Origin of the sequence: Acinetobacter sp. PC34 (assembly GCF_051789135.1) — a bacterium.
In the GTDB taxonomy this organism is placed as follows: domain Bacteria; phylum Pseudomonadota; class Gammaproteobacteria; order Pseudomonadales; family Moraxellaceae; genus Acinetobacter; species Acinetobacter johnsonii.
The window spans coordinates 1-19675 of record NZ_CP196665.1; the positions used below are offsets into that span (position 1 = coordinate 1).

At 38.8% G+C, this 19675-nt stretch carries 14 protein-coding genes, 1 pseudogene and 2 other annotated features; of the genes and pseudogenes, 4 read left to right on the forward strand and 11 right to left on the reverse strand.

The window, feature by feature from the left end; genetic code table 11:
* Positions 1–100 precede the first annotated feature (100 nt).
* Positions 101–874: an IS21-like element ISAba8 family helper ATPase IstB gene (gene istB, locus ACSC9N_RS17055; RefSeq protein WP_034686254.1), complete on the forward strand. Its 774-nt coding sequence runs from the start codon at positions 101–103 to the stop codon at positions 872–874.
* 74 nt (positions 875–948) lie between these two features.
* On the opposite strand, the pseudogene ACSC9N_RS17060 reads toward istB, so the two are convergent.
* From ACSC9N_RS17060 to ACSC9N_RS17095, 8 genes and pseudogenes are all read right to left on the reverse strand, one after another.
* Positions 949–1472: pseudogene (locus ACSC9N_RS17060) on the reverse strand (transposase); the annotation flags it as partial.
* Positions 1081–1197: a sequence feature (AL1L pseudoknot), on the reverse strand. It overlaps the preceding pseudogene by 117 nt.
* A gap of 47 nt (positions 1473–1519) precedes the next feature.
* Complete coding sequence (locus ACSC9N_RS17065) at positions 1520–2170, reverse strand: IS6 family transposase (protein ID WP_004777953.1); 651 nt, start codon at positions 2168–2170, stop codon at positions 1520–1522.
* Between the two features lie 157 nt (positions 2171–2327).
* On the reverse strand, positions 2328–3227 hold the full coding sequence (locus ACSC9N_RS17070) for a cation diffusion facilitator family transporter (RefSeq protein ID WP_248603972.1): 900 nt from the start codon (positions 3225–3227) through the stop codon (positions 2328–2330).
* An 87-nt stretch (positions 3228–3314) separates the two neighbouring features.
* Positions 3315–6473: an efflux RND transporter permease subunit gene (locus ACSC9N_RS17075; protein ID WP_439036139.1), complete on the reverse strand. Its 3159-nt coding sequence runs from the start codon at positions 6471–6473 to the stop codon at positions 3315–3317.
* Entirely contained in the window at positions 6466–7698 is a 1233-nt protein-coding gene (locus ACSC9N_RS17080; protein ID WP_439036140.1) for an efflux RND transporter periplasmic adaptor subunit, read from the reverse strand. Before ACSC9N_RS17080 ends, ACSC9N_RS17075 begins: the two co-directional genes overlap by 8 nt.
* Position 7699: 1 nt before the next feature.
* A complete protein-coding gene (locus ACSC9N_RS17085; protein ID WP_439036141.1) occupies positions 7700–9067 on the reverse strand; it encodes a TolC family protein in 1368 nt (455 codons plus the stop codon).
* Between the two features lie 48 nt (positions 9068–9115).
* Positions 9116–9526, reverse strand: a complete 411-nt coding sequence (locus ACSC9N_RS17090; RefSeq protein ID WP_439036142.1) for a hypothetical protein — start codon at positions 9524–9526, stop codon at positions 9116–9118.
* Positions 9527–9601: 75 nt separating this feature from the next.
* Positions 9602–10821, reverse strand: a protein-coding gene (locus ACSC9N_RS17095; RefSeq protein WP_439036143.1) for an IS3 family transposase whose coding sequence is annotated in 2 segments (ribosomal slippage) — positions 9602–10545 and positions 10545–10821 — 1221 coding nt in all. Because the reading frame shifts where the segments join, the coding sequence is not laid out codon by codon here.
* Positions 10430–10546, reverse strand: a sequence feature (AL1L pseudoknot). It overlaps the preceding gene by 117 nt.
* A 203-nt stretch (positions 10822–11024) precedes the next feature.
* Between ACSC9N_RS17095 and ACSC9N_RS17100 the strand changes: the two genes are divergently transcribed.
* The 3 genes from ACSC9N_RS17100 to ACSC9N_RS17110 are packed head-to-tail and all read left to right on the forward strand — an operon-like array spanning position 11025 to position 13184.
* On the forward strand, positions 11025–11651 hold the full coding sequence (locus tag ACSC9N_RS17100; RefSeq protein ID WP_004637145.1) for a LexA family protein: 627 nt from the start codon (positions 11025–11027) through the stop codon (positions 11649–11651).
* Positions 11652–11665: 14 nt separating this feature from the next.
* Positions 11666–12961, forward strand: a complete 1296-nt coding sequence (locus ACSC9N_RS17105; RefSeq protein ID WP_439036144.1) for a Y-family DNA polymerase — start codon at positions 11666–11668, stop codon at positions 12959–12961.
* 4 nt (positions 12962–12965) lie between these two features.
* On the forward strand, positions 12966–13184 hold the full coding sequence (locus ACSC9N_RS17110; RefSeq protein ID WP_000550046.1) for a hypothetical protein: 219 nt from the start codon (positions 12966–12968) through the stop codon (positions 13182–13184).
* A 237-nt stretch (positions 13185–13421) separates the two neighbouring features.
* Here ACSC9N_RS17110 and ACSC9N_RS17115 read toward each other — a convergent pair whose 3' ends face one another.
* The 3 genes from ACSC9N_RS17115 to ACSC9N_RS17125 are packed head-to-tail and all read right to left on the reverse strand — an operon-like array spanning position 13422 to position 19510.
* Entirely contained in the window at positions 13422–16622 is a 3201-nt protein-coding gene (locus ACSC9N_RS17115) for a tyrosine-type recombinase/integrase (protein WP_439036145.1), read from the reverse strand.
* A 4-nt stretch (positions 16623–16626) separates the two neighbouring features.
* Positions 16627–19032 carry a hypothetical protein gene (locus ACSC9N_RS17120; RefSeq protein ID WP_439036146.1) on the reverse strand — a complete coding sequence of 802 codons (2406 nt, stop codon included), beginning with the start codon at positions 19030–19032 and terminating at the stop codon, positions 16627–16629.
* Positions 19019–19510 carry a hypothetical protein gene (locus ACSC9N_RS17125; protein WP_395474828.1) on the reverse strand — a complete coding sequence of 164 codons (492 nt, stop codon included), beginning with the start codon at positions 19508–19510 and terminating at the stop codon, positions 19019–19021. The genes ACSC9N_RS17120 and ACSC9N_RS17125 overlap by 14 nt, the downstream gene beginning before the upstream one ends.
* Positions 19511–19675: the final 165 nt, after the last annotated feature.

Here is a 19675-nt window from a genome sequence, read left to right on the forward strand (position 1 = left end):
GTTCCAGCACTGTACCTGTTGCAGCAGCACAGCATGTCATGCCCTACGAGAGTTTGCAGCATCCCTTATCGGTATATGACCAGTTGCTGGGATTTTCCTGATGAATCTGCAATACGACCGTATAGAGCAACTTTGCCAAAAGCTTAATCTGCCTGCCATCGCATCACAATGGTCACATCATGCACAACAAACATTAGGTCAGGATGGAAGTTATGCCGACTTTGTTGAAGCGATCTTGACGCATGAATATGCTGCCAGGCAACAGCGTAGCCAGCAGGTACTGATGAAACTCTCAGGCCTGCCTCAAGTCAAAACCCTGGAAGACTATGATTTTAATTATGCCCTAGGGGCCCCTAAATCACAGGTGATTGAACTGTTCAATCTGAGCTTTATTGCTAGAGCAGAAAATGTGGTGTTTCTCGGGGCTAGCGGAGTAGGAAAAACGCATTTATCTATGGCATTAGGCTATAAGGCCATCATGAACAACATTAAGATCAAGTTCATTACCGCAGCGGATTTAATGCTGCAACTGAGTACAGCCTATCAGCAAGGTAAATTGAAAACCTATATGCAACGTGCGGTACTGGGACCAAAGTTACTGATTATCGATGAAATTGGTTATTTACCGTTTGGACGTGAAGAAGCGAATCTGTTCTTTAACGTGATTGCCAAGCGTTATGAAAAAGGCAGTACGATATTGACGAGTAACTTACCCTTTAGCCAATGGTCTAAGTCATTTGCGGATGATGTTACGTTGACCGCTGCGATGTTAGATCGGCTATTACATCACTGTCATGTGGTACAGATATCGGGTGAGAGTTATCGTCTAAAAGATAAAAAGAGAGTAGGAATTCAACCACAAATTGAGTCTTAATAAATCATCAAAGGGGTCAATTTTACTTTGCTGTTTTTAAGGTAAAAGGGGTCAGTTTTAAATTGCCGTTGACAACCTGAACTTTCTTTCCAAATTCGTTTGATTTGCTCAGCATGATGCTCATCATGTAGATCTCGTTTCGCTCGATGTTCCCTTGCGAAGCAGTGCTTCTCATCGCAGAGATCTAAAGTCCGGTAATAGGTTGAAGGTGCGATAGGTAAAATTCTACAAATCGCCTCGACTCCGTACAGCTCTTTATTATGATGGATAAAATCCACCATTATTTGTGTGGGCGGTCGAGCTCCGCCTGGGCGAAAAAAGCAGCTGCTTTACGTAGAATTTCGTTAGCACGTTGCAGTTCTTTATTTTCACGTTCGAGTTGTTTAATAAGTTCTTGATCTGAAAGCTGCTGTACTTTAACTGGATTTTGTTTATCCAGATATTTTTGATGCCAAACACGTAATGTTTCAGGAGTACAACCAATCTTGGGTGCAATAGCTGTGATTGCAGCCCAATTCGATGGATAATCTTTTTCGGATTCAATCAATAATTGAACCGCTCTGTCTCTGATTTCAGGAGTATATTTTGGTTTTGTCATTGGGACATTCTCTCAAGAAAAATGGTCTCCGACAAACCCGGTACGGTTCAAAATGACGATGCTTGTCCTTTACGTAGTGCACGCATGACTTCAATACCTTTAATTGTGGCATAAGCCGTCTTCATAGATTTGAATCCTAATGTGGCCCTGATGATCCGCTTTAGCTTGCCATGATCACATTCAATCACGTTATTTTTATACTTAATCTGCCTGTGCTCAAGGTCTGGTGGACATTTACCTTCCCGTTTTAACCGTGATAAAGCACGTCCATATGTGGGTGCTTTATCCGTGTTGATCACTTGTGGAATTTGCCACTTCTTCACATTATTTAAAATTTTTCCAAGAAAACAATATGCTGATTTGGTATTACGTCTAGAAGAAAGATAAAAATCAATGGTATCGCCACGTTGATCGACTGCACGATACAGATAAGACCATCGTCCATTCACTTTTACATAGGTTTCATCAATATGCCACGAGCTCAGATCTGTAGGATTACGCCAATACCAGCGTAAACGTTTTTCTATTTCAGGAGCATAACGTTGAACCCAACGGTAAATAGTCGTGTGATCAACATTCACACCCCGTTCGGCCAGCATTTCCTGCAGTTCACGATAGCTAATGCCATATTTACAATACCAGCGCACAGCCCAAAGAATGATTTCGCCCTGAAAATGCCGACCATGGAAAGGATTCATATGCTGCACCTTTAGCTAAAACAGTCTTCAGCTTACCATTCGTGGTTATTTGCAACAGTGCCGTTTAAAGTGCGTGTGATAAATAGAAGTGTAATACAGGAAAATGGTAAGGTTTATCAGCCTAGTCATCTGTCCATTATGTAGAAAGAGCAGCACTTTAATGTTTATGCTGTTCCAATGTATTACATTCCGTACTTTCTATTTGTAACGTAATTTCAGTAATACTATGATTATGTTTTAGAACGTCTAAGGCCTTTTGATAGAGCTGATCTGGATCGCTATTAGGAGCAACTAAATGAGCAGTTAAATGAATGTTTTTTGAAGATATAGCCCAGACTTTCAACTGATGAATCCCTTCAACACCCTCTAGCATCAATAAATCATTTCTTAACGACTCAATATCAATCTCATCAGGAACCCCTTCAAGCAAAATATGGATACTTTGTTTTAATAAAACCCAAGTTCGAGGTAAGACCCAGAAGCCAATTAACACAGCGATTAAGGTATCTACCCACATCCACTGGGTAAAATAAATGACCACTCCTCCGATAATCACGCCTATCGATCCCAGTGCATCACTAAGAACTTCTAAATATGCGCCTTTCACATTTAGACTTCCTTCAGCACTCGCAGAAAGGATTTTCATTGAAATCAAATTTATGACCAAACCAATGACTGCGACAATCATCATTCCAATACTTTGAATTTCAGCAGGATTCGTAAAACGTTGGTAAGCTTCATAGACGATATATATCGCCACTACAAAAAGCATCACTGCATTAAACAGAGCCGCTAAAATTTCGAATCGCTGATAGCCAAAAGTTCTTTTATCATCTGCGGCTTTTTTACCAATTTTGATAGCGGCAAGAGCAATAGCTAAAGCGGCTACATCAGTAAACATATGAGCTGCATCAGATAACAAAGCCAAACTTTGGGTAATAAAAGCAGCGACAACTTCTACTATTAAAAAAGTAGTCGTTAAACCTAAGGCAACCATTAACTTCTTACTATTTTCTTCAGTAACAACCGCATGGCTATGATCATGATGTTCTGACATAAAATATTTTCCTTATTTAATCCATGATTAGCAGAGATATTTGAGACAGACCCAATATCTCTGCTAAAAATTGCTTAATCTAATGGATTAAGAAGCTTTATTTTCATTCATCCAGCGGTACAGTACGGGCAATAAAACCAATGTAAGCAGGGTAGAGGAGATAATTCCTCCAATAACCACTGTTGCTAAAGGTCTCTGTACTTCTGCCCCAGTTCCGGTTGCCAAAGCCATCGGGACAAACCCAAGGGACGCCACACAAGCTGTCATCAGCACAGGTCTAAGACGCAAAATTGCACCCTGCCACGTTGCATAATAAAGGTCATATTGTTGTCGCAACTCTTTGATAAAGGTAAGCATGACTAAGCCATTCAGTACAGCCACCCCCGATAGTGCAATGAAGCCAACCCCTGCTGACATGGATAATGGAATGTCACGCAACCACAACGCGATTAAGCCTCCACATAAGGCAAACGGTACACCACTAAAGACCAGTAAGCTTTCTTTGATATTATGGAATACAGCCATCAATAAAATAAAGATCGTCAACAATGCGAGCGGAACCACCAATTGCATACGCGCTTTTGCAGACATCAGATTTTGAAATTGACCGCCATAATCTATCCAATAACCGCTTGGTAATTCCTGTTTGGATAACGTGCTCTGAAGCTCTGTTACGAATGAGCCTAAATCACGTCCTTCTACATTTGCAGTAATAACCACTTGACGTTTACCATTTTCACGGCTGACCTGATTAATACCCAGGATATTTTCAACGCGTGCCACATCTTGCAGTTGGACTAAACCACCATTCGGCAATTGAATAGGAAGTACCGCTAACTGTTCAGGACTACGCTGGGATTCATCTAGACGGATGACAAAATCAAAACGCTTGTCTCCCTGTAAAATGGTTCCAACATTCTGGCCACCGACACTTGTAGCTACCAGATCCTGAATTGCTCTTACCGACAAGCCATATTGTGCAGCTCTGGACTTATCCACCTCTACATTCAACAAGGGTAAGCCACTGGTCTGTTCTACATTAACGGCTGTCGCGCCTGAAATTGAGTTAATTTTTTGAGAAATTTTATTCGCTTCGCGATTTAGAATCTCCATGTCATCACCAAATAATTTGACACCCACATCACTTCGCACCCCTGAAATTAACTCGTTAAAGCGCAGTTCAATGGGTTGCGAGAACTCACTGTTATTTCCCGGCAATGTCGCTAAGAAAGTAATCATTCTTTGGCGAAGCTCATCAATCGTTTGTTTTGGATCAGGCCATTCATCATGAGGTTTTAACAGTACAACGCCATCTGAAATGTTGGGTGGCATCACATCTGTGGCCACTTCTGCTGTACCGGTACGAGCAAAGATCGCTTTAATTTCAGGAAATTCTTTCAACAGTAACTTCTCAGTATTTTCCTGCATTCTCAGTGACTGTTCTAACCCTGTACTTGGGGAACGCATTTGCTTAACAGCAAAATCACCTTCACCCAGTTGAGGTGCAAACTCGCTACCTGTTTGAGTGGCTAGCACACCCGTAAGCACTAAAATACAGGCAGCCACAATAGTCACAAATAAACGAAGCTCATAGGCTTTATCTAAAAGCAGTTCATATTTAGTTTTAAGCCAATGCATCCAGCGACTTTCGGTTTCCTTGACTTCTCCAGTGACAAAAAGGGCAACTGCGGCTGGCACAAAAGTGACAGATAAAATCATGGCCCCAATTAAAGCCAGTACAACAGTCATTGCCATAGGATGGAAAAGTTTGGCTTCTACACCCGTCAGGGTAAAGATAGGTAGATAAACCACCAAAATAATTAACTGTCCAAAAATCAGAGGACGACGCGCCTGTTTTGCAGCCAAGAAGACTTCTTTAAATCTTTCAGAACGGCTAAGTAAACCACCTTTCAGCTTCTGAGCTTCTGCTAGCCGACGGATACAGTTTTCTACAATAACCACTGCACCATCAATAATAATACCGAAGTCCAGTGCCCCTAAACTCATCAGATTTGCACTAATCTTCTGCTCTGCCATTCCCGTCAAGGTAAACAACATTGAGAGTGGAATAACGCAAGCCGTGATCAGCGCAGCACGGAAATTACCTAGAAAGAGAAATAAAATAACAATGACGAGGATTGCACCCTCAATCAAATTTTTCTGAACGGTTTTGATCGCCCGATCAACCAAATGCGTACGGTCATACACAGTCTCAATCACCACACCTTTAGGTAGCGATTGCTGGATCGATTGCACCTTTTCATCAATGGCTTGAGCAACGGTACGGCTATTTTCTCCCATCATCATCATGGCAATACCCAATACAGTTTCTTCACCATTATAGGTTGCAGCCCCTGTTCTTAAGTCATGACCAATTGAGACATTGGCGACATCTGCCACCCGAATCGGATAGCCGTTTTTATTGGCAATACTGATGTTCTGGATATCTTCAATCGTGTTTAAAGTGCCAGGAACACGAACCGTTAGCTGTTGTCCATTTTTCTCAATATAGCCAGCTCCACGGTTTTCATTATTTTCTGTTAAGGCGGTTTGTAAATCAGTCAAAGGAATTTGCAATTGTTGTAATCGGTTCAGATCAGGGGCAACCACATAGGTTTTATTAAAGCCACCGATACTGTTGATCTCCGCAACGCCTTTTACACGCTGTAATTGCGGCCTTACAATCCAATCCTGAATTTCACGTAAATCCATCGCAGAATAAGCGGTTCCATCCGGTTTTTTAGCATTTGGTTCGGCTTTAATCACCCATTGATAGATTTCACCTAAACCTGTCGAAATAGGTGACATGTTAGGTTGCACATCTTCAGGCATTTCTCCCATTGCTTCTTGCAAGCGCTGGTTGATAAGCTGTCTGGCCCAGTAAATATCCGTGCCATCTTCAAAAATGATGGTCACTTGCGATAAGCCGTAGCGTGAAATAGAACGGGTTTGTTCCATTTTCGGCATGCCTGACATGGCATTCTCGATTGGATATGTAATCCGCTGTTCCATTTCTAAAGCCGTAAAACCATTGGCTGAAGTGTTAATCTGCACCTGAGTGTTGGTAATATCTGGTACAGCATCAATCGGTAACTTTTGATAACTATAAATACCAATAGCAATCCAAGCCGCAATAAACAGCATGACCCAGATTGCGTTATGGATAGAAAACTGGATCAGTCGATCAAACAGTCCTTCAGGTTTTACCGATTCGTGGTCTGGAATTTGAGGAGTTTCATTACTCATCTGAAGCCTCTCCTTTTTCCAGCTCGGATTTCAGTAAAAAACTGCCTTGAGCGGCATATTTTTGTCCCTGACTAAGCCCACTCACCACTTCAATCCACTGGCTATCCCCAGACGATTGCCCTAATTTCACAGGTTGCGGACTGAATTCAACTTTTTGTCCATGCTGAGTGGCGACAAAAACCACATCTTTTCCATCGACATTCTGAACTGCGGACTTAAGTACCCGTAATGCGGTACTTTCACTGCGTTGTTGCAACTGTACGTTCACCATCAAGTTTGGACGTAATTCGGTTGCATTCGATTCAACTTTTGCTCGCACCTGAAGACGACCTGTTTGAATATCCGCTTCAGTATTTAAAGCCTGAATAACAGCTTGATAAACCTTTTCTGTTTGCAAGGATTTAAATTCTATCTTTTGATTCGGGGCTAAGCCCACAATTTCAGAATTTGGAACAATAAACTCAAGCCAGAGCTGATCTAACCTGTCTATCGTAAAGAGTTGACTTGCTAACTGAACATTTTCTCCTTGCACCAAATCCTTTTTACTAATCACGCCGGAAATGGGGGCTTTCAAAATATAGCGGCCATTACTGGCATTCACAGCACCAAATGCACTTAAACGTGATTGGGCCGCTTGAACCTGAATTTGTGCCCGTTTATAGGCGTTGGAAGCACGTTGATAGTCCTGTTTTGCTGAGATACCCTGTGACCACAATTGACGCTCACGCTCAAAGTCTTGTTTCGCCAGTTCCAGATTGGTTTGTTCAATTTTAAGATTGGCCTGCTGATCAACTAGATCAGGAACAAGCAATGTAGCCAAAGGCTGTCCTTTCTGAACTTTTTGGCCGAGTTCTACATAAACATTTTCTACATGACCGCTAAAACTCGGTGAGACATGCGCTTGCTGATCCGTATTCACATTGAGTTTGGCAGGATAAGAACTTAATTTAACCACCGGACCTTGATCGACCGCTGATAACTGTATACCTTGTTCAACCAGTTGCTTGGCGGTCAGGCTCACGCCTTCGGCATGCTCTTCAGTTTCACCGCCATGTTCTTCTCCGCTTTCTTCCTCTGCATGTTCATCTGATGTTTCCGATTTATTCTTACCCGTTAAGATCAAAAAAATACTGAGGAGTACGGTAGCGCCGATAACCAAACTAATCAGTAGAGGTTGAGAGATTTTTCCGCTCTGTTTTTTTAAGCTTTTTTTAAGATCGAACATGTTAATTTCCCCCACCAATGACAGGCATGGCCTGTATGTCTTGCCATAAGTTTTGATTGATTTGTGCAATAGCATCTTTCGACATGACTTCACTTGGGCTAATGCCTAAGCTCAAACTTTCTGCTTCAATGGCCTTTTGCCAGCCATCCCGTAACAACTGGACTTTACGCAGACGGATGTCTTGTAATTGAAGCGTGGCTTGCTGAACATCGGTTAAAGCAAACTTGCCTGCCAAGAAACCTTGTAGCGTCTTACTTTGAACTTGAGTCGCCAAAGGAATTTGAGTCTCGTCAACGACTTTGAATTGCAGCTCTAAACCCTGCAACTCGGTTAAAATTGTGCCTATTTGCAGCGCATTTTGCTTTAGATAAAAGTCTTTCTGACGCTCTAATAAGTTCATTTTTTCTTGCGCGATTTTTATGCCATTTTGCTGACGATCGAAAATATTAAGCGGTACACTGACTCCGACTACTAATTGATTTTGTGTGGAGTTTTCCAAGGATTGGGTGCGGTTGACACCTAGGTTTAAAGTGGGGTTAGGACGTGCCTTTGCCCTTAGTTGATCAACCGTTGCTTGAGACTCTAATACCAGTAAAGCTCGATATTTCTCAACGTAGTTTTCCGCTAAATATTCTTGAACCTGCTGATGAGTCGATTTTGGCCAGAGCTTTTGTGAAGAGAGGTTTACCTTCAATGACTTATCAGAGGTTCCCCATAAATTTGATAATTGTTGGGTGGCCACTTGGACTTGTAAGTCGGCCTGTCTAAAAAGACGGATATTTTCAGCATGACTTAAACGTGCGCGATTCACATCTACTTGCGCGATACCGCCCGCAGTAAAGCGCTTCTCGATCGCTTTAAGGTTTTCTTCGCTCACCCGAAGTTGTTCATTGACAATGTTTCTTTCAAGTTCGGCAATGGCCAGTTGTGACCATACATATTTCACTGCAAGCTCAATTTGCGCTTGATAAATCTTCTGCTTCAGTGCTGTTTTATCTGTAGAGAGACTGGCTAATTTTTGGTTTGCTTTTCGCTCACCAAAAATATCCAAGGGTTGTGATATGCCAATGGCAAGCTCTTTTTCATTATTTGAACCAAATCCCGTTTGTTCAACTGACAGTTCAGGATTTTTAAACAGCTTACTTTGCTGAAGATTCGTGGCATTAATGCTGTTTTGCGTTTCCCAGAAATTTTGGGACGCTTGATACTGGTTGACCTGATCAATGGCTTGTCGCAGCGTTAAATCTTGAGGACTGGCGACTACAGAAGTACTCAAGCTGATCATTGCTGATAGCAAGACACCTGTACGGAATGCTGACCAGGATAAATTCAGGATAGAAGTATCCTGATATAATTTGTTTTTTGACATGAAATGCCCCACACATAATGAGATTAGGAGTGGTGGGCTTTTATAAGACTACCCCACCAATAGTAGGGGCAAATCAGGAGGGGGTGTTAATTGATTCAGATAAGGGGATTTATAAAAAGTTCTTCCCAAATAAGATGGTGTAAGGACTGTCTCAAAATGAGTTTTAAGCTTCAAATCATCGGGTGGGTCAATCTGAATCACGATTGTAATTGAGAAATGACTGCACTTTTCGTTAAAACAAACCTTCTGACAATAATCATAAATTTCTTTATAGTTTTCTAAGGAATAAAGTGCTTGACTAGGACTATCACTCTTTTCGTCTAAATCGATTGGATTATAGAGTATTGAATTGGGTATGTTTAGCATTTCATGCAGACACGCAGCCTCTGCCACACTCCAAATATTCTGGAATGTGAATAAGAGTACCAATATCTGGATTAGAAATGTTTTTCTCTTCATACACAAATCTGTATTTAAAACACCAATAAGAAGCTGTGAACCGTACCGGGTTTGTCGGAGACTTTTTTATTTAAGTTAGGCCACCTGACCTAACGGGTTAATCTTATCATAGTACATTGCTTCAAACTCAAAAGGCGATACATAACCCAGTGCACTGTGTACACGCTTTTTATTGAACCAATCTACCCAGTTTAGTGTCGCAAGTTGTACATCTGCTAAACCTTGCCAATCTGCTTTTAAATATTCAATCACCTCTGTTTTGTATAAGCCATTCACCGTTTCAGCCAGAGCATTATCGTATGAATCACCCGTTGTACCGACTGATGCTCGTAAATTTGCTGCTTCTAAACGATTGGTATAGCGAATAGAAAGATATTGAACACCTCTATCGGAATGATGAATCACATTCTTTGGCATGCCTCGATCGTGCAATGCTTGCTCCAATGCATCGAGCACCATATCTGTATTCATCCGTGTCGATACTTTCCATCCAACAATTGCTCGTGAGAACACATCAATAACAAATGCGGTATATACCCAGCCTGAATGAGTTTGAATATAGGTAAAGTCACCCACCCATAGTTGGTTTGGATGATCAGCATTAAAATTACGTTTCACTAAATCATCTGCCCGTTTTTGGTCATCTCGGCTACGGGTGGTTTGTTTATTCTTACCTCGCCAAACACCTTGTATACCTAGCTTTTTCATTAATCGAGCAACTGTACAACGTGCAATAACATAACCCTCACGTTTTAATTTTTGCCAGACTTTACGTACACCATATCGACCTGAACTTTCCTTCCAAATTCGTTTAATTTGTTCAGCATGATGCTCATCATGTAGATCTCGTTTCGCTCGATGTTCTGGATTGTCCGCGAGATCTAAAGTTCGGTAATAGGTTGAAGCTGCGATCGGTAAAATCCTACAAATCGCATCAACACCATATCGATCTTTATTGTTATGGATGAAATCCACCATTATTTGTGTGGGCGGTCGAGCTCCGCCTGGGCGAAAAAAGCGGCTGCTTTACGTAGAATTTCATTGGCACGCTTTAATTCTTTAATTTCACGTTCCATTTGCTTCATTTTTTCTTGATCAGATATCTGTTGTACTTTAATAGGATTTTGCTGATCTAAATGCTTTTGATGCCAGGCACGAAGTGTTTCAGGAGTACAACCAATCTTAGGCGCAATTGCTGTGATTGCAGCCCAAGTAGAAGGATAATCTTTTTCAGATTCAATCAATAATTGAACCGCTCTTTCTCTGATTTCAGGGGTATATTTTAATTTTGTCATCGGGATAGTCTCTAAGAATATTGACTCTCCGACAAACCCGGTACGATTCACTTTTCCACGCGATGAGCAGAAACAAAACGACTTATTTTGACTTCTCCTTGTTTATCCACAACTTTTTAAATTTGAATTTTAATCCCTGTTAGTAATATCATATTTAGACAAATTCTACTTCCAAACACGCCACTGTAGCGTAGGAGTATCACATGTCTAAGAAGTTGCCTATCTACTTCTCTGATGACGCATGGTCATCTTTGCAAGAGCTCATGGGTCCAGAGGGTAAGCCAAGCCCTACCATCAATACAGTTCTAGAGCAAATCGCTGTTCAAAATGAACTTGTTGAGAAATTAGGGTTAACCGCAGTACTACCCAAATCCAAAGTCTCAATTCCAGTCTCTTTAGAGCGCATTCCTGCTGGTCCTGCATTTAGTATCAAGGATGAACAAGATAAAGCACTCGATCTGAATGAATTCCTTATTCATAACCCTATTTCTACATTTATCGCTTACGTAGACAGTGAATCGATGCTTGATGCAGGTTTTGAGATTAATGATCCGATCATTGTTGATCGCAGTATAGAAGCAAAGCACTACGATATCGTAATTGCATTAATTGATAATAGTGCTTCGACAATTAAGCGGTTAATGATTACAAGCAAGATGTCTAAGTCTGAAATCAAAGAGATTTTCGGAGATGAAGACTACCCTCTTCCAGACCTTTGGTTAAAAGCTGAGAATCCTAGATACAATCACATCATTCCCAACGACAGTCAGACAATATCTATTTGGGGTGTAGTGACTTTTAATTTAAAACGTATTCATCACCGTTCATAAAAAGAAGAATAAAAATGAAAAGTGAAAATGAGATATTCGCGTTAGTTGACGTGAATAATTGCTACGTCTCGTGTGAACGTGTGTTTAACCCTGCCCTAAATGATTGCCCAACCATTGTGCTCAGCAACAACGATGGCTGTGCCGTGGCAAGAAGCCAAGAAGCAAAAGACTTAGGTATAAAGATGGGGGTTCCTGTATTTCAGATTCAGGATTTGATCAAACAACATAACATTCAGGTTCTCTCGAGTAATTTCTCTCTGTATGGTGAAATGTCCAGACGCTTTATGGAGCTTCTCGGGAGTTATGTTGCACCTGGAGAGCAAGAAGTCTATTCAATTGACGAATGCTTCCTAAAGCTCACAACGTATGAGCACTTATTTGACCTGACAGAATATGCGCAAGATATGAGAACTAAAGCATTCCAATGGTTAGGCCTACCCTGCTGTATTGGAATCGGTCGCTCTAAAACTGAAGCCAAGATTGCCAATCATTTAGCCAAGAAGAACAAGTATTTTGGTGGCGTGTGTAATTTAGTTCATATGGACCAGTGCTCTGCTGAGACTTTACTGGCGCAAGTCGATGTATCTGATGTTTGGGGAGTCGGCAGGCAGAACTGCAAGAAACTCAATGCTATGGGCATCCAGTCTGTTCTAGATCTGATTAACGCCAATCCTAAAGAAATTAAAAAGCAATTCAGCATCGTCATGGAAAAGACAGTACTTGAGTTACAGGGTTTGTCTTGTATCGACCTGACTGATGATGCAGTAGCCAAAAAGCAGATTATCAGCAGCCGTTCATATGGCAGCCCTGTGTATGAAGTGGATGATCTAAAGGCTTCGGTGCGACTCTATGCAGCCAGAGCAGTAAAGCGAATGCGTGATGATGGCTCAATCTGCAAGATGATTGGGGTTTATATTCAAACCAGTCGATTTGATAAGACTGAGCGTTACACTCCATACACCGTAGTTCAGATGCATGAGCATACAGACGACTGGTTACTTATCACCAAGGCTGCAATGAAAGGTATCGATCAGATATTTAAGAAGGGTTTTAAGTATAAAAAGGCAGGAATCGTACTTTTAGAAATTAAGGATAAATCCAAATTTGTGCCTGATCTATTCACGGACTATTCGCATAAGCAAGAGCGCGAAAAACTTTCAGATGTTATTGAAGCCATCAGTGAACGGTTTGGGAAGAATCTCGTTACGCTAGGCATTGCCAACAATCAAGAAGCCTCATGGCACATGAATCAAAACCTTAGATCACCATCGTATTTAACAAAATGGTCTGACTTACCTAGAGTAGGATAAAAACATGCACTTATTTAAATTAACTGACGAACAAATTACTCAACTCCTAATCCCGAAACGATTTGTACCACCTACTCCGCAAGAACATGAAGGCAAGAACATGGTTTATGTTTTTGATAGTGATGATAAGTTTGAACTGACTTATTATGAGCTGGTGGATATCATTAGCAAAGCGAGAATGGCTGGGCCGAAGTTGATACCTGTTTTAGGTACTGTGAATTAGATTGAGTAGAGGCGGCACGCCACTTGAATCATTATTTGATTGGAAGCGGATTTGGGCTGAGAATAATTTAGCTCAAATTTAACCTGACAGGCACACTATAAAATGGGTAACTGTCATATCGAGTTTGGACTACAACACTTTAGCTCAGCGATTTACCAATTTACACTAGTGTCTAAAATCCAGTGACGAAACTGTGATGCTAAAGCTTTTAAATTTCCCCTTTTTAAGATGCTTAGGCTATTTGATCCAGAGTTCATCTTCTTGCATCATTTTTAACATTAAATTAAATATAACCAGCGGAGTAACATTTTTTTTGTTAGAACCGACAACTCTTTGAAAACTAAATTTAACGGTTCGCTCAGGAGCACCCAAATTAACTGGGTAGTTTTGTTTTTCTAAATACAGATGATCTCCTAACATTGGCTCTATACCAGTAATAAAATTAACAATTTGTTGCTCATCACCTTTCATTCGGCATTGAAAATGTAGAAAATTCTTACGCAGTTTTCCAAGTAATAATAATATTTTAAGCGCCTTAAACATGTTCTTTTCTTTCAGTGCATCTTGCTGCCTATCATCTTTATAATGAAAATCAAGGAGAGGAATTATTTCATCTTGACGAGTCAGTTTTTTAGCCTTTTCGTAAAGTTCATCAAACCAACTCTCTTCTAAATTCTTACTATAAACATAATTCGTTTTTAAATTAAATTTTTGGCGATCCATCCATTTATTGCTCATCCATTGACATCGTTGCATCCATTCTTGAGCTTGAGTATCTTCGCTTAAACGACCTTCTCTAAAACTTATCAAACGTTGAAAAGGTGTCAGATTACTCTTCTCGATACTAAACTTCTTTTCTTGTCGGCCAGCAATCGTAACTGACTGTGTTTGCTGATAAGAATTAAACCATTTCTGCTGCTGAGTATAACGATTTAGGTTTATATAGTCTGTACTTGACTTCACTGGACTAAAACACTGTTCTAATACTTTTTTTGAAATGATACACGGCGAATTATAAATTCGATCGACTGCTAATAAATCCAAAACATGAAGGTAATTTGAAGCCGTTTGCTCAATACTGCTATGCCCCATCCAAGAGGCGAGCACCTGCCATTTATGTTGAATAATCTCTTCTTGAGCACGTGCTTTCATACCAAACAATAAATCCCTCATCTTTTTTGCTTTTACCCAAGGACAATCTGTGTAGGTCTTGATCATTTCTTTTGAACCGAGCAAAGTTATTGCTAGATAGTTAGCAGCACTGTGGCGTAATGTATGAAAACTAAAGCCATGATGCATACCTAATATTTGACTAAACAAATCTACTGTAATTTTGCTGATACATTGATCAGTTAATACACGATGATTCACACTAAAAAGTAGATCATCCTGCTGATTAACCAAATATTGCTCATAACGATGTTGTATGTAACGTTGTACTACTAAAAACTCATGTTCTGACAATGCAATTTTCAATGGTATTTGACGATTCGCACTTCGCGTTTTCAGACGGCGATATGAATTGTCTTGGATATGAAGCGTGATATTATTATAAACTGTATTTTCTTTTTCTTTATAAAGTAGCTCTGGGCAAATAATATCTTGTATTTTAAGACAACGAACTTCATTTAATCGAAGTCCAGTTCTATAACTTAGTAAATACATCAGCTTTAAACAACTCAGATGATCGACCCACTCTGATGCCGTTGGCTCTTGACTTAAATTTTCTAGTTTTTCCAATAATTTGCCAAATAGCAAAGGACTCACTAGCCGTGCATTGCAAATTTGTAAATGCTTAAAACTTGAATTCTGTAACACCAATACCCCTGGAGCATCATAATTCTCTATACAGAATTGATGAAAATCTTTTAGGCGACCAAAACGGTATTCTGCACTTTGGTGCATCTTACGAGAGGTTTTTCCTTTCACCGAATCTCGTTGAACTGCTTTTTCATCACGTTCACTGCTGTATTTCAATAGCTGCCGATATAAATCCTCATAGTCATCTATGGATTGTTGCTTTAAATCTAATTTATTGAGCCAAATCTCAAATATAAATTCTTTGCCAAACGATCCTAAGTAGCTTTCAATAGTTGATAATTGAAGCCCTCGTTTTTTTAAATGCATTAACCAGTGAATTAAGCGTAGTTGAGCATCAATTAAAGACTTTTCCTCCGTATTAGCATCAACTATCTTCTCCTCTAACACCCTTCTAGTTTCTTGCCAAAAACGTAGCGTGCGTTCTTCTTTATTCCTCTTTTTATCTAAACGCTCAACTTTTTGACCTTTACGTTTCTTTTGACCAAACAACATCAACTCATACGGAATCGTTTGTAATTTGCTTTGAACAGTCGGAACTTCAGGAAGTAACTGCTCTTGTTCAAAATGAATAGGGCGATTATCTGGTTCTGTGACTTGATTGTAATCATTATTCCACAGCAATCTAAATTCGGATGGCCTTAAAGCGACAGTATTAATCTCTTGCTGAAGCACATTACTCAAAAATATATCTATGCTGAGGTTTGGATTAAATTCGAGTACCATTTGCACATCATTAAATACACGAAATCCACGGCGTTTAATTTGATATTGCAGATCCCCAAGACTTTTTTTCCTGCCTATCTTACTCAAGCTTTCTAAAATACAATCTTCAACTGAATGTTGCAGACAAAATTCTTTCTGAGTAGCTTTCAACTTTTTTAAATATTGCAAAATGAACTGCGCATATGGGTTAAAAAAAACATGTTTCCATTGGTACAACTTTCCCTGTTCTACATCGTTGCCATATTGAGAGTTTTCAACACGATAATGTAGTAACAATGGATTAGTGATTTTTTTGTAGTCCGAATGGTATAACCGAAAACAATTCAGATCTGTACCAAGCTCAATGGCCTCCTGCAATTGCTTCTGAATAGCAATCAAATGCTGTTCATCTGCACAGCCTGAAATATATATAAAACTTAAGCATAAATTTCCCCATAAGTACTTTGGTTCATTCCAATATTCAAATGAATCTTGCCAATACTGCCTTAATTCATTAAGTACATGGATATGTAGATGCCCCTGTTCTAACCGTGACTGTGTACTCTCAATTTTTCTAGGCAGTACTATCCGTTTCGTATGTGGATTTAGCTTAATTCTGTATGATTTTTTATCTACATTCTGGTTGAATTGCCTCCTTCTTTTATTAAATTCATCTTCAGTAAATTGCATCAGTTTTGATTGTTCGTCTCGGCTCAACTTTTGACTCAAACAATCAACACTATCTTTAATGTCATGCCATTTTTCAGCGATCTGCTGATCAAGTTTTTGCTGCATGTCTTTCGTCAATACTTCAGGTGAAGAAGGCTGTCTATCTAGCGACTTTTTCACCAATTTATGAATATCAACAAATAGATCATCTAGTTGCGGTTTTATTAGTTCTTTGATTTTTTGCATACAACTATTTTCGCTCTAAGTGTTTAATCGATAAAAATTTGACATTATCTTGCAATTGCTGGCGGGCTTGCTGTACATAGACATTCGGAATAAGTGAAGAATGCGGATGAAAAGCCTCTCGGTCACGTTGATCATGACCATAAAGAGCCTGTATTAAATGGAATGCTAAAGCAGTTTTTTCTTCTTTTTTTTCTTCTTTTTCTTCTTTTTCTTCTTTTTCTTCTTTTTCTTCTTTTTCTTCTTTTTCTTCTTTTTCTTCTGCATACATCAAAAAATTCATATCAAAATGACGTAACCAATTCGAATACATATTCTTTGGAAAGATTCCTTCCATATATAAATTTACCCAGTTTCGAGATAAAGGGATTAACTTAATTTTTCTGCTCTGCCACTCTTTGACAGTTATCGGCAAGATATCTTTACTATCAATGAACTTGCCAAAAAGATCATTTACAGTAATTTTCTTTGCAAAGACTTGTCTAAAAAACGAACCGTACGCTTCAATAATTTGTTCTAAAAAGACTGTGTAATTTTGCAGTGTTTTTATGAAAAAATCAGATAATGGGATAAAACGACCATCTTTTCTTGCTTTACTATTTCTTTTATCGTTTACATATAAAAGCTTAAGCTCAACACAATAATCATCCAAATTCCCCAACAGATTTTTTTTAGGCCGACTTGCCAAACTCAACAAGCTGATATGCCACATCCAACATGCGTATGCATTCAGTTGATTAATGATATGTTGATCTTTTTGAACACTTTCCTGACAATGCCTATGTAAAATATCAAATTGCTCTTTCACAAAATTGGGTTCAAGTGCCAGTTGGCTCCCTATCCTTTCTATTGATAATGCAGATTGCACTTTGAATTGTTGTTGCAATATTTTTAGTTCAGCCGTGTCTTCAGTAAAATGTGTGGAATGTGGTGTAAGTGCTTTTTCTAAAAAGGCTAGATATGTGCTACTGAGTTGAGTTTTCGGTAGCCCGCCATAATAGATACCAGGCATGTGATGCTGACTATCCCGCCCAGCAATTACATGAGCTAGATATTCATTATATGTTTCATAATATATATGAAAATATAATTGAGCCTGCAGTTTTTCAACAGTGATCGAACCTACAAACCGATTATCAAGCCAATTCTTAAGTTTTGTATTAATGTCTGTTGAAGAAATTATTGGATTCGATGCTTGTTCTATATAGTCAAACCAAGCAGAAGGTAAATGTAGTTGATGTGTCATCACTTCATTCCATCGCTCATCATTTAAGCTCTTAATCTTCTGCTCTGTAATTTTAAGATTTAATTTGAGTAAATATTCGCGACGTCTACTTGAACCATTTTGAATCAACGTACCCTCCTGAATAAGGTCATTAAAATCCATCAGTGCTATGGGAGATAATCCAGTCAAAAGTGACAATAAACATGCGGCAGCGATTGCAGCATCATCCCAGTCCCTATTTAACTCAGTTCTCAACACATAAACAATTTGCTTCAGTATATCTGGCGCCAAATAATGTGGATTTGTAATAAATGGCGCATGACGGCGTTGGCGATGCCGCGTGTAATACGCAGCATAATCACTAATTAAATGATTAAAATTTTTAGTTTTTTCATCTTCAGAGTATAATTCTACTTCAGTGTCCAATAACTCAATTTCACGATCTTCATCTTTGTGAAGAGAGGCATCATAAAAACTGATCTTTGCGTTATGTCCGATATCTTCATGCTTACCTGATTTTATTTCACGAAATTTTTTGAGTTCATTTTTAGTGGGCCATTTCAAAACTTTGCTTTTTTTTGACTTACGCTGACGATGAACAACACGACGATCATCTAGTCTTTTAAAAATTATTAATAGAGCCGATAAATACTCTATGACTTGTACTTGTTTGAAATCTTTAATATTAAAAAGTTGATTACGATCCTCTTTTTTCAAATTACGTTCGTACGTGACATAACAATTTAGCAGCTTACTACACTCATGAAATAATTCAGCATTATTAGAATCCAGCACATATCGTGAGACATAGCGTAATAGGTCACAAACATGTTTTTGCTTATTCTCAGCTTTATCAATTTTTGCAAATTCTTGATACTGCCGATATGTTAAAAAACTCGCTTGTAGAATCAAATAACGTTGCGATGACAGCTCTTGTGTATTACTAGTATCTGGACATGCAAAATAACTTAAAGAAGCTAGAAAATAATATTTACCTAATTGTCTAGAGCTAGATATATAGCCATATATCTGTTGCGCTTCCTTATATAGAGCGTGGGCTTTTTCACGTAAATCATCTGATAGATCGACAAATTGTGTATTCACAACAAGATCACGTAACAGACAATAATCTTTTTGGAATTTTTCTGCTAAATCTAAAAAGTGCTCTTGTGTTTCAATGTTCGGCATATTCATTTTCGCTTAATATTTTTATCACATTGCATTGTCTAAATTCATTTCGATCTGAACAATTTGGTATAAGTTGATCTTTTATTGAATTCTTTGTTAGCTTAAAAAATCTAGCAAAAAATTTAGCATCCAGCTCTTTCTGAGCTTTCCTTTCAAAGCACAAGTGTTGCTGTGATTTTTCGATAAAATCATCAAGATTATGTATCAACTGTAAGATTGCAACATAATTAGAATGCACACGTAAGCCAGGCTCCGTTTGCATCAATAGCAAGATTTTTTGCCAAATTTTGACGTAGATTGCTTTGAACTTTGCTTGTACTACGGCTTTCTGACTCTGTTTAATCTTTTTGATTTTCAGTAATTCTGAGTTGATTTTTACTATCTCAAGTTGAACATTTTTTCGACCAAAGCAAAAGGGCATTATAAATTGCCCCATAAAAATCTCTATATTTTTTACTAAATAGGCAAATTTTAACATTTTTATCGATATAAAAAATGAGCATATCTTTGTATATGAAAATTCATTTAATTAATCAATCAAATCTTCTTAAAATTACAATTATCAACAACTACATAGGTTTTCCTTATTAAAGTTGATCTAAATTTCAAATATTCTTCCAATTTTTTTTAGTTTTCTGTTATT

Coding starts and splice junctions, on each gene's coding strand:
- ACSC9N_RS17075 (WP_439036139.1), bottom strand. CDS start 6,473: ATGAGTAATGAAACTCCTCAAATTCCAGACCACGAATCGGTAAAACCT.
- ACSC9N_RS17090 (WP_439036142.1), bottom strand. CDS start 9,526: ATGAAGAGAAAAACATTTCTAATCCAGATATTGGTACTCTTATTCACA.
- ACSC9N_RS17120 (WP_439036146.1), bottom strand. CDS start 19,032: ATGCCGAACATTGAAACACAAGAGCACTTTTTAGATTTAGCAGAAAAA.
- ACSC9N_RS17070 (WP_248603972.1), bottom strand. CDS start 3,227: ATGTCAGAACATCATGATCATAGCCATGCGGTTGTTACTGAAGAAAAT.
- ACSC9N_RS17080 (WP_439036140.1), bottom strand. CDS start 7,698: ATGTTCGATCTTAAAAAAAGCTTAAAAAAACAGAGCGGAAAAATCTCT.
- ACSC9N_RS17125 (WP_395474828.1), bottom strand. CDS start 19,510: ATGTTAAAATTTGCCTATTTAGTAAAAAATATAGAGATTTTTATGGGG.
- istB (WP_034686254.1), top strand. CDS start 101: ATGAATCTGCAATACGACCGTATAGAGCAACTTTGCCAAAAGCTTAAT.
- ACSC9N_RS17110 (WP_000550046.1), top strand. CDS start 12,966: ATGCACTTATTTAAATTAACTGACGAACAAATTACTCAACTCCTAATC.
- ACSC9N_RS17065 (WP_004777953.1), bottom strand. CDS start 2,170: ATGAATCCTTTCCATGGTCGGCATTTTCAGGGCGAAATCATTCTTTGG.
- ACSC9N_RS17105 (WP_439036144.1), top strand. CDS start 11,666: ATGAAAAGTGAAAATGAGATATTCGCGTTAGTTGACGTGAATAATTGC.
- ACSC9N_RS17115 (WP_439036145.1), bottom strand. CDS start 16,622: ATGCAAAAAATCAAAGAACTAATAAAACCGCAACTAGATGATCTATTT.
- ACSC9N_RS17100 (WP_004637145.1), top strand. CDS start 11,025: ATGTCTAAGAAGTTGCCTATCTACTTCTCTGATGACGCATGGTCATCT.
- ACSC9N_RS17085 (WP_439036141.1), bottom strand. CDS start 9,067: ATGTCAAAAAACAAATTATATCAGGATACTTCTATCCTGAATTTATCC.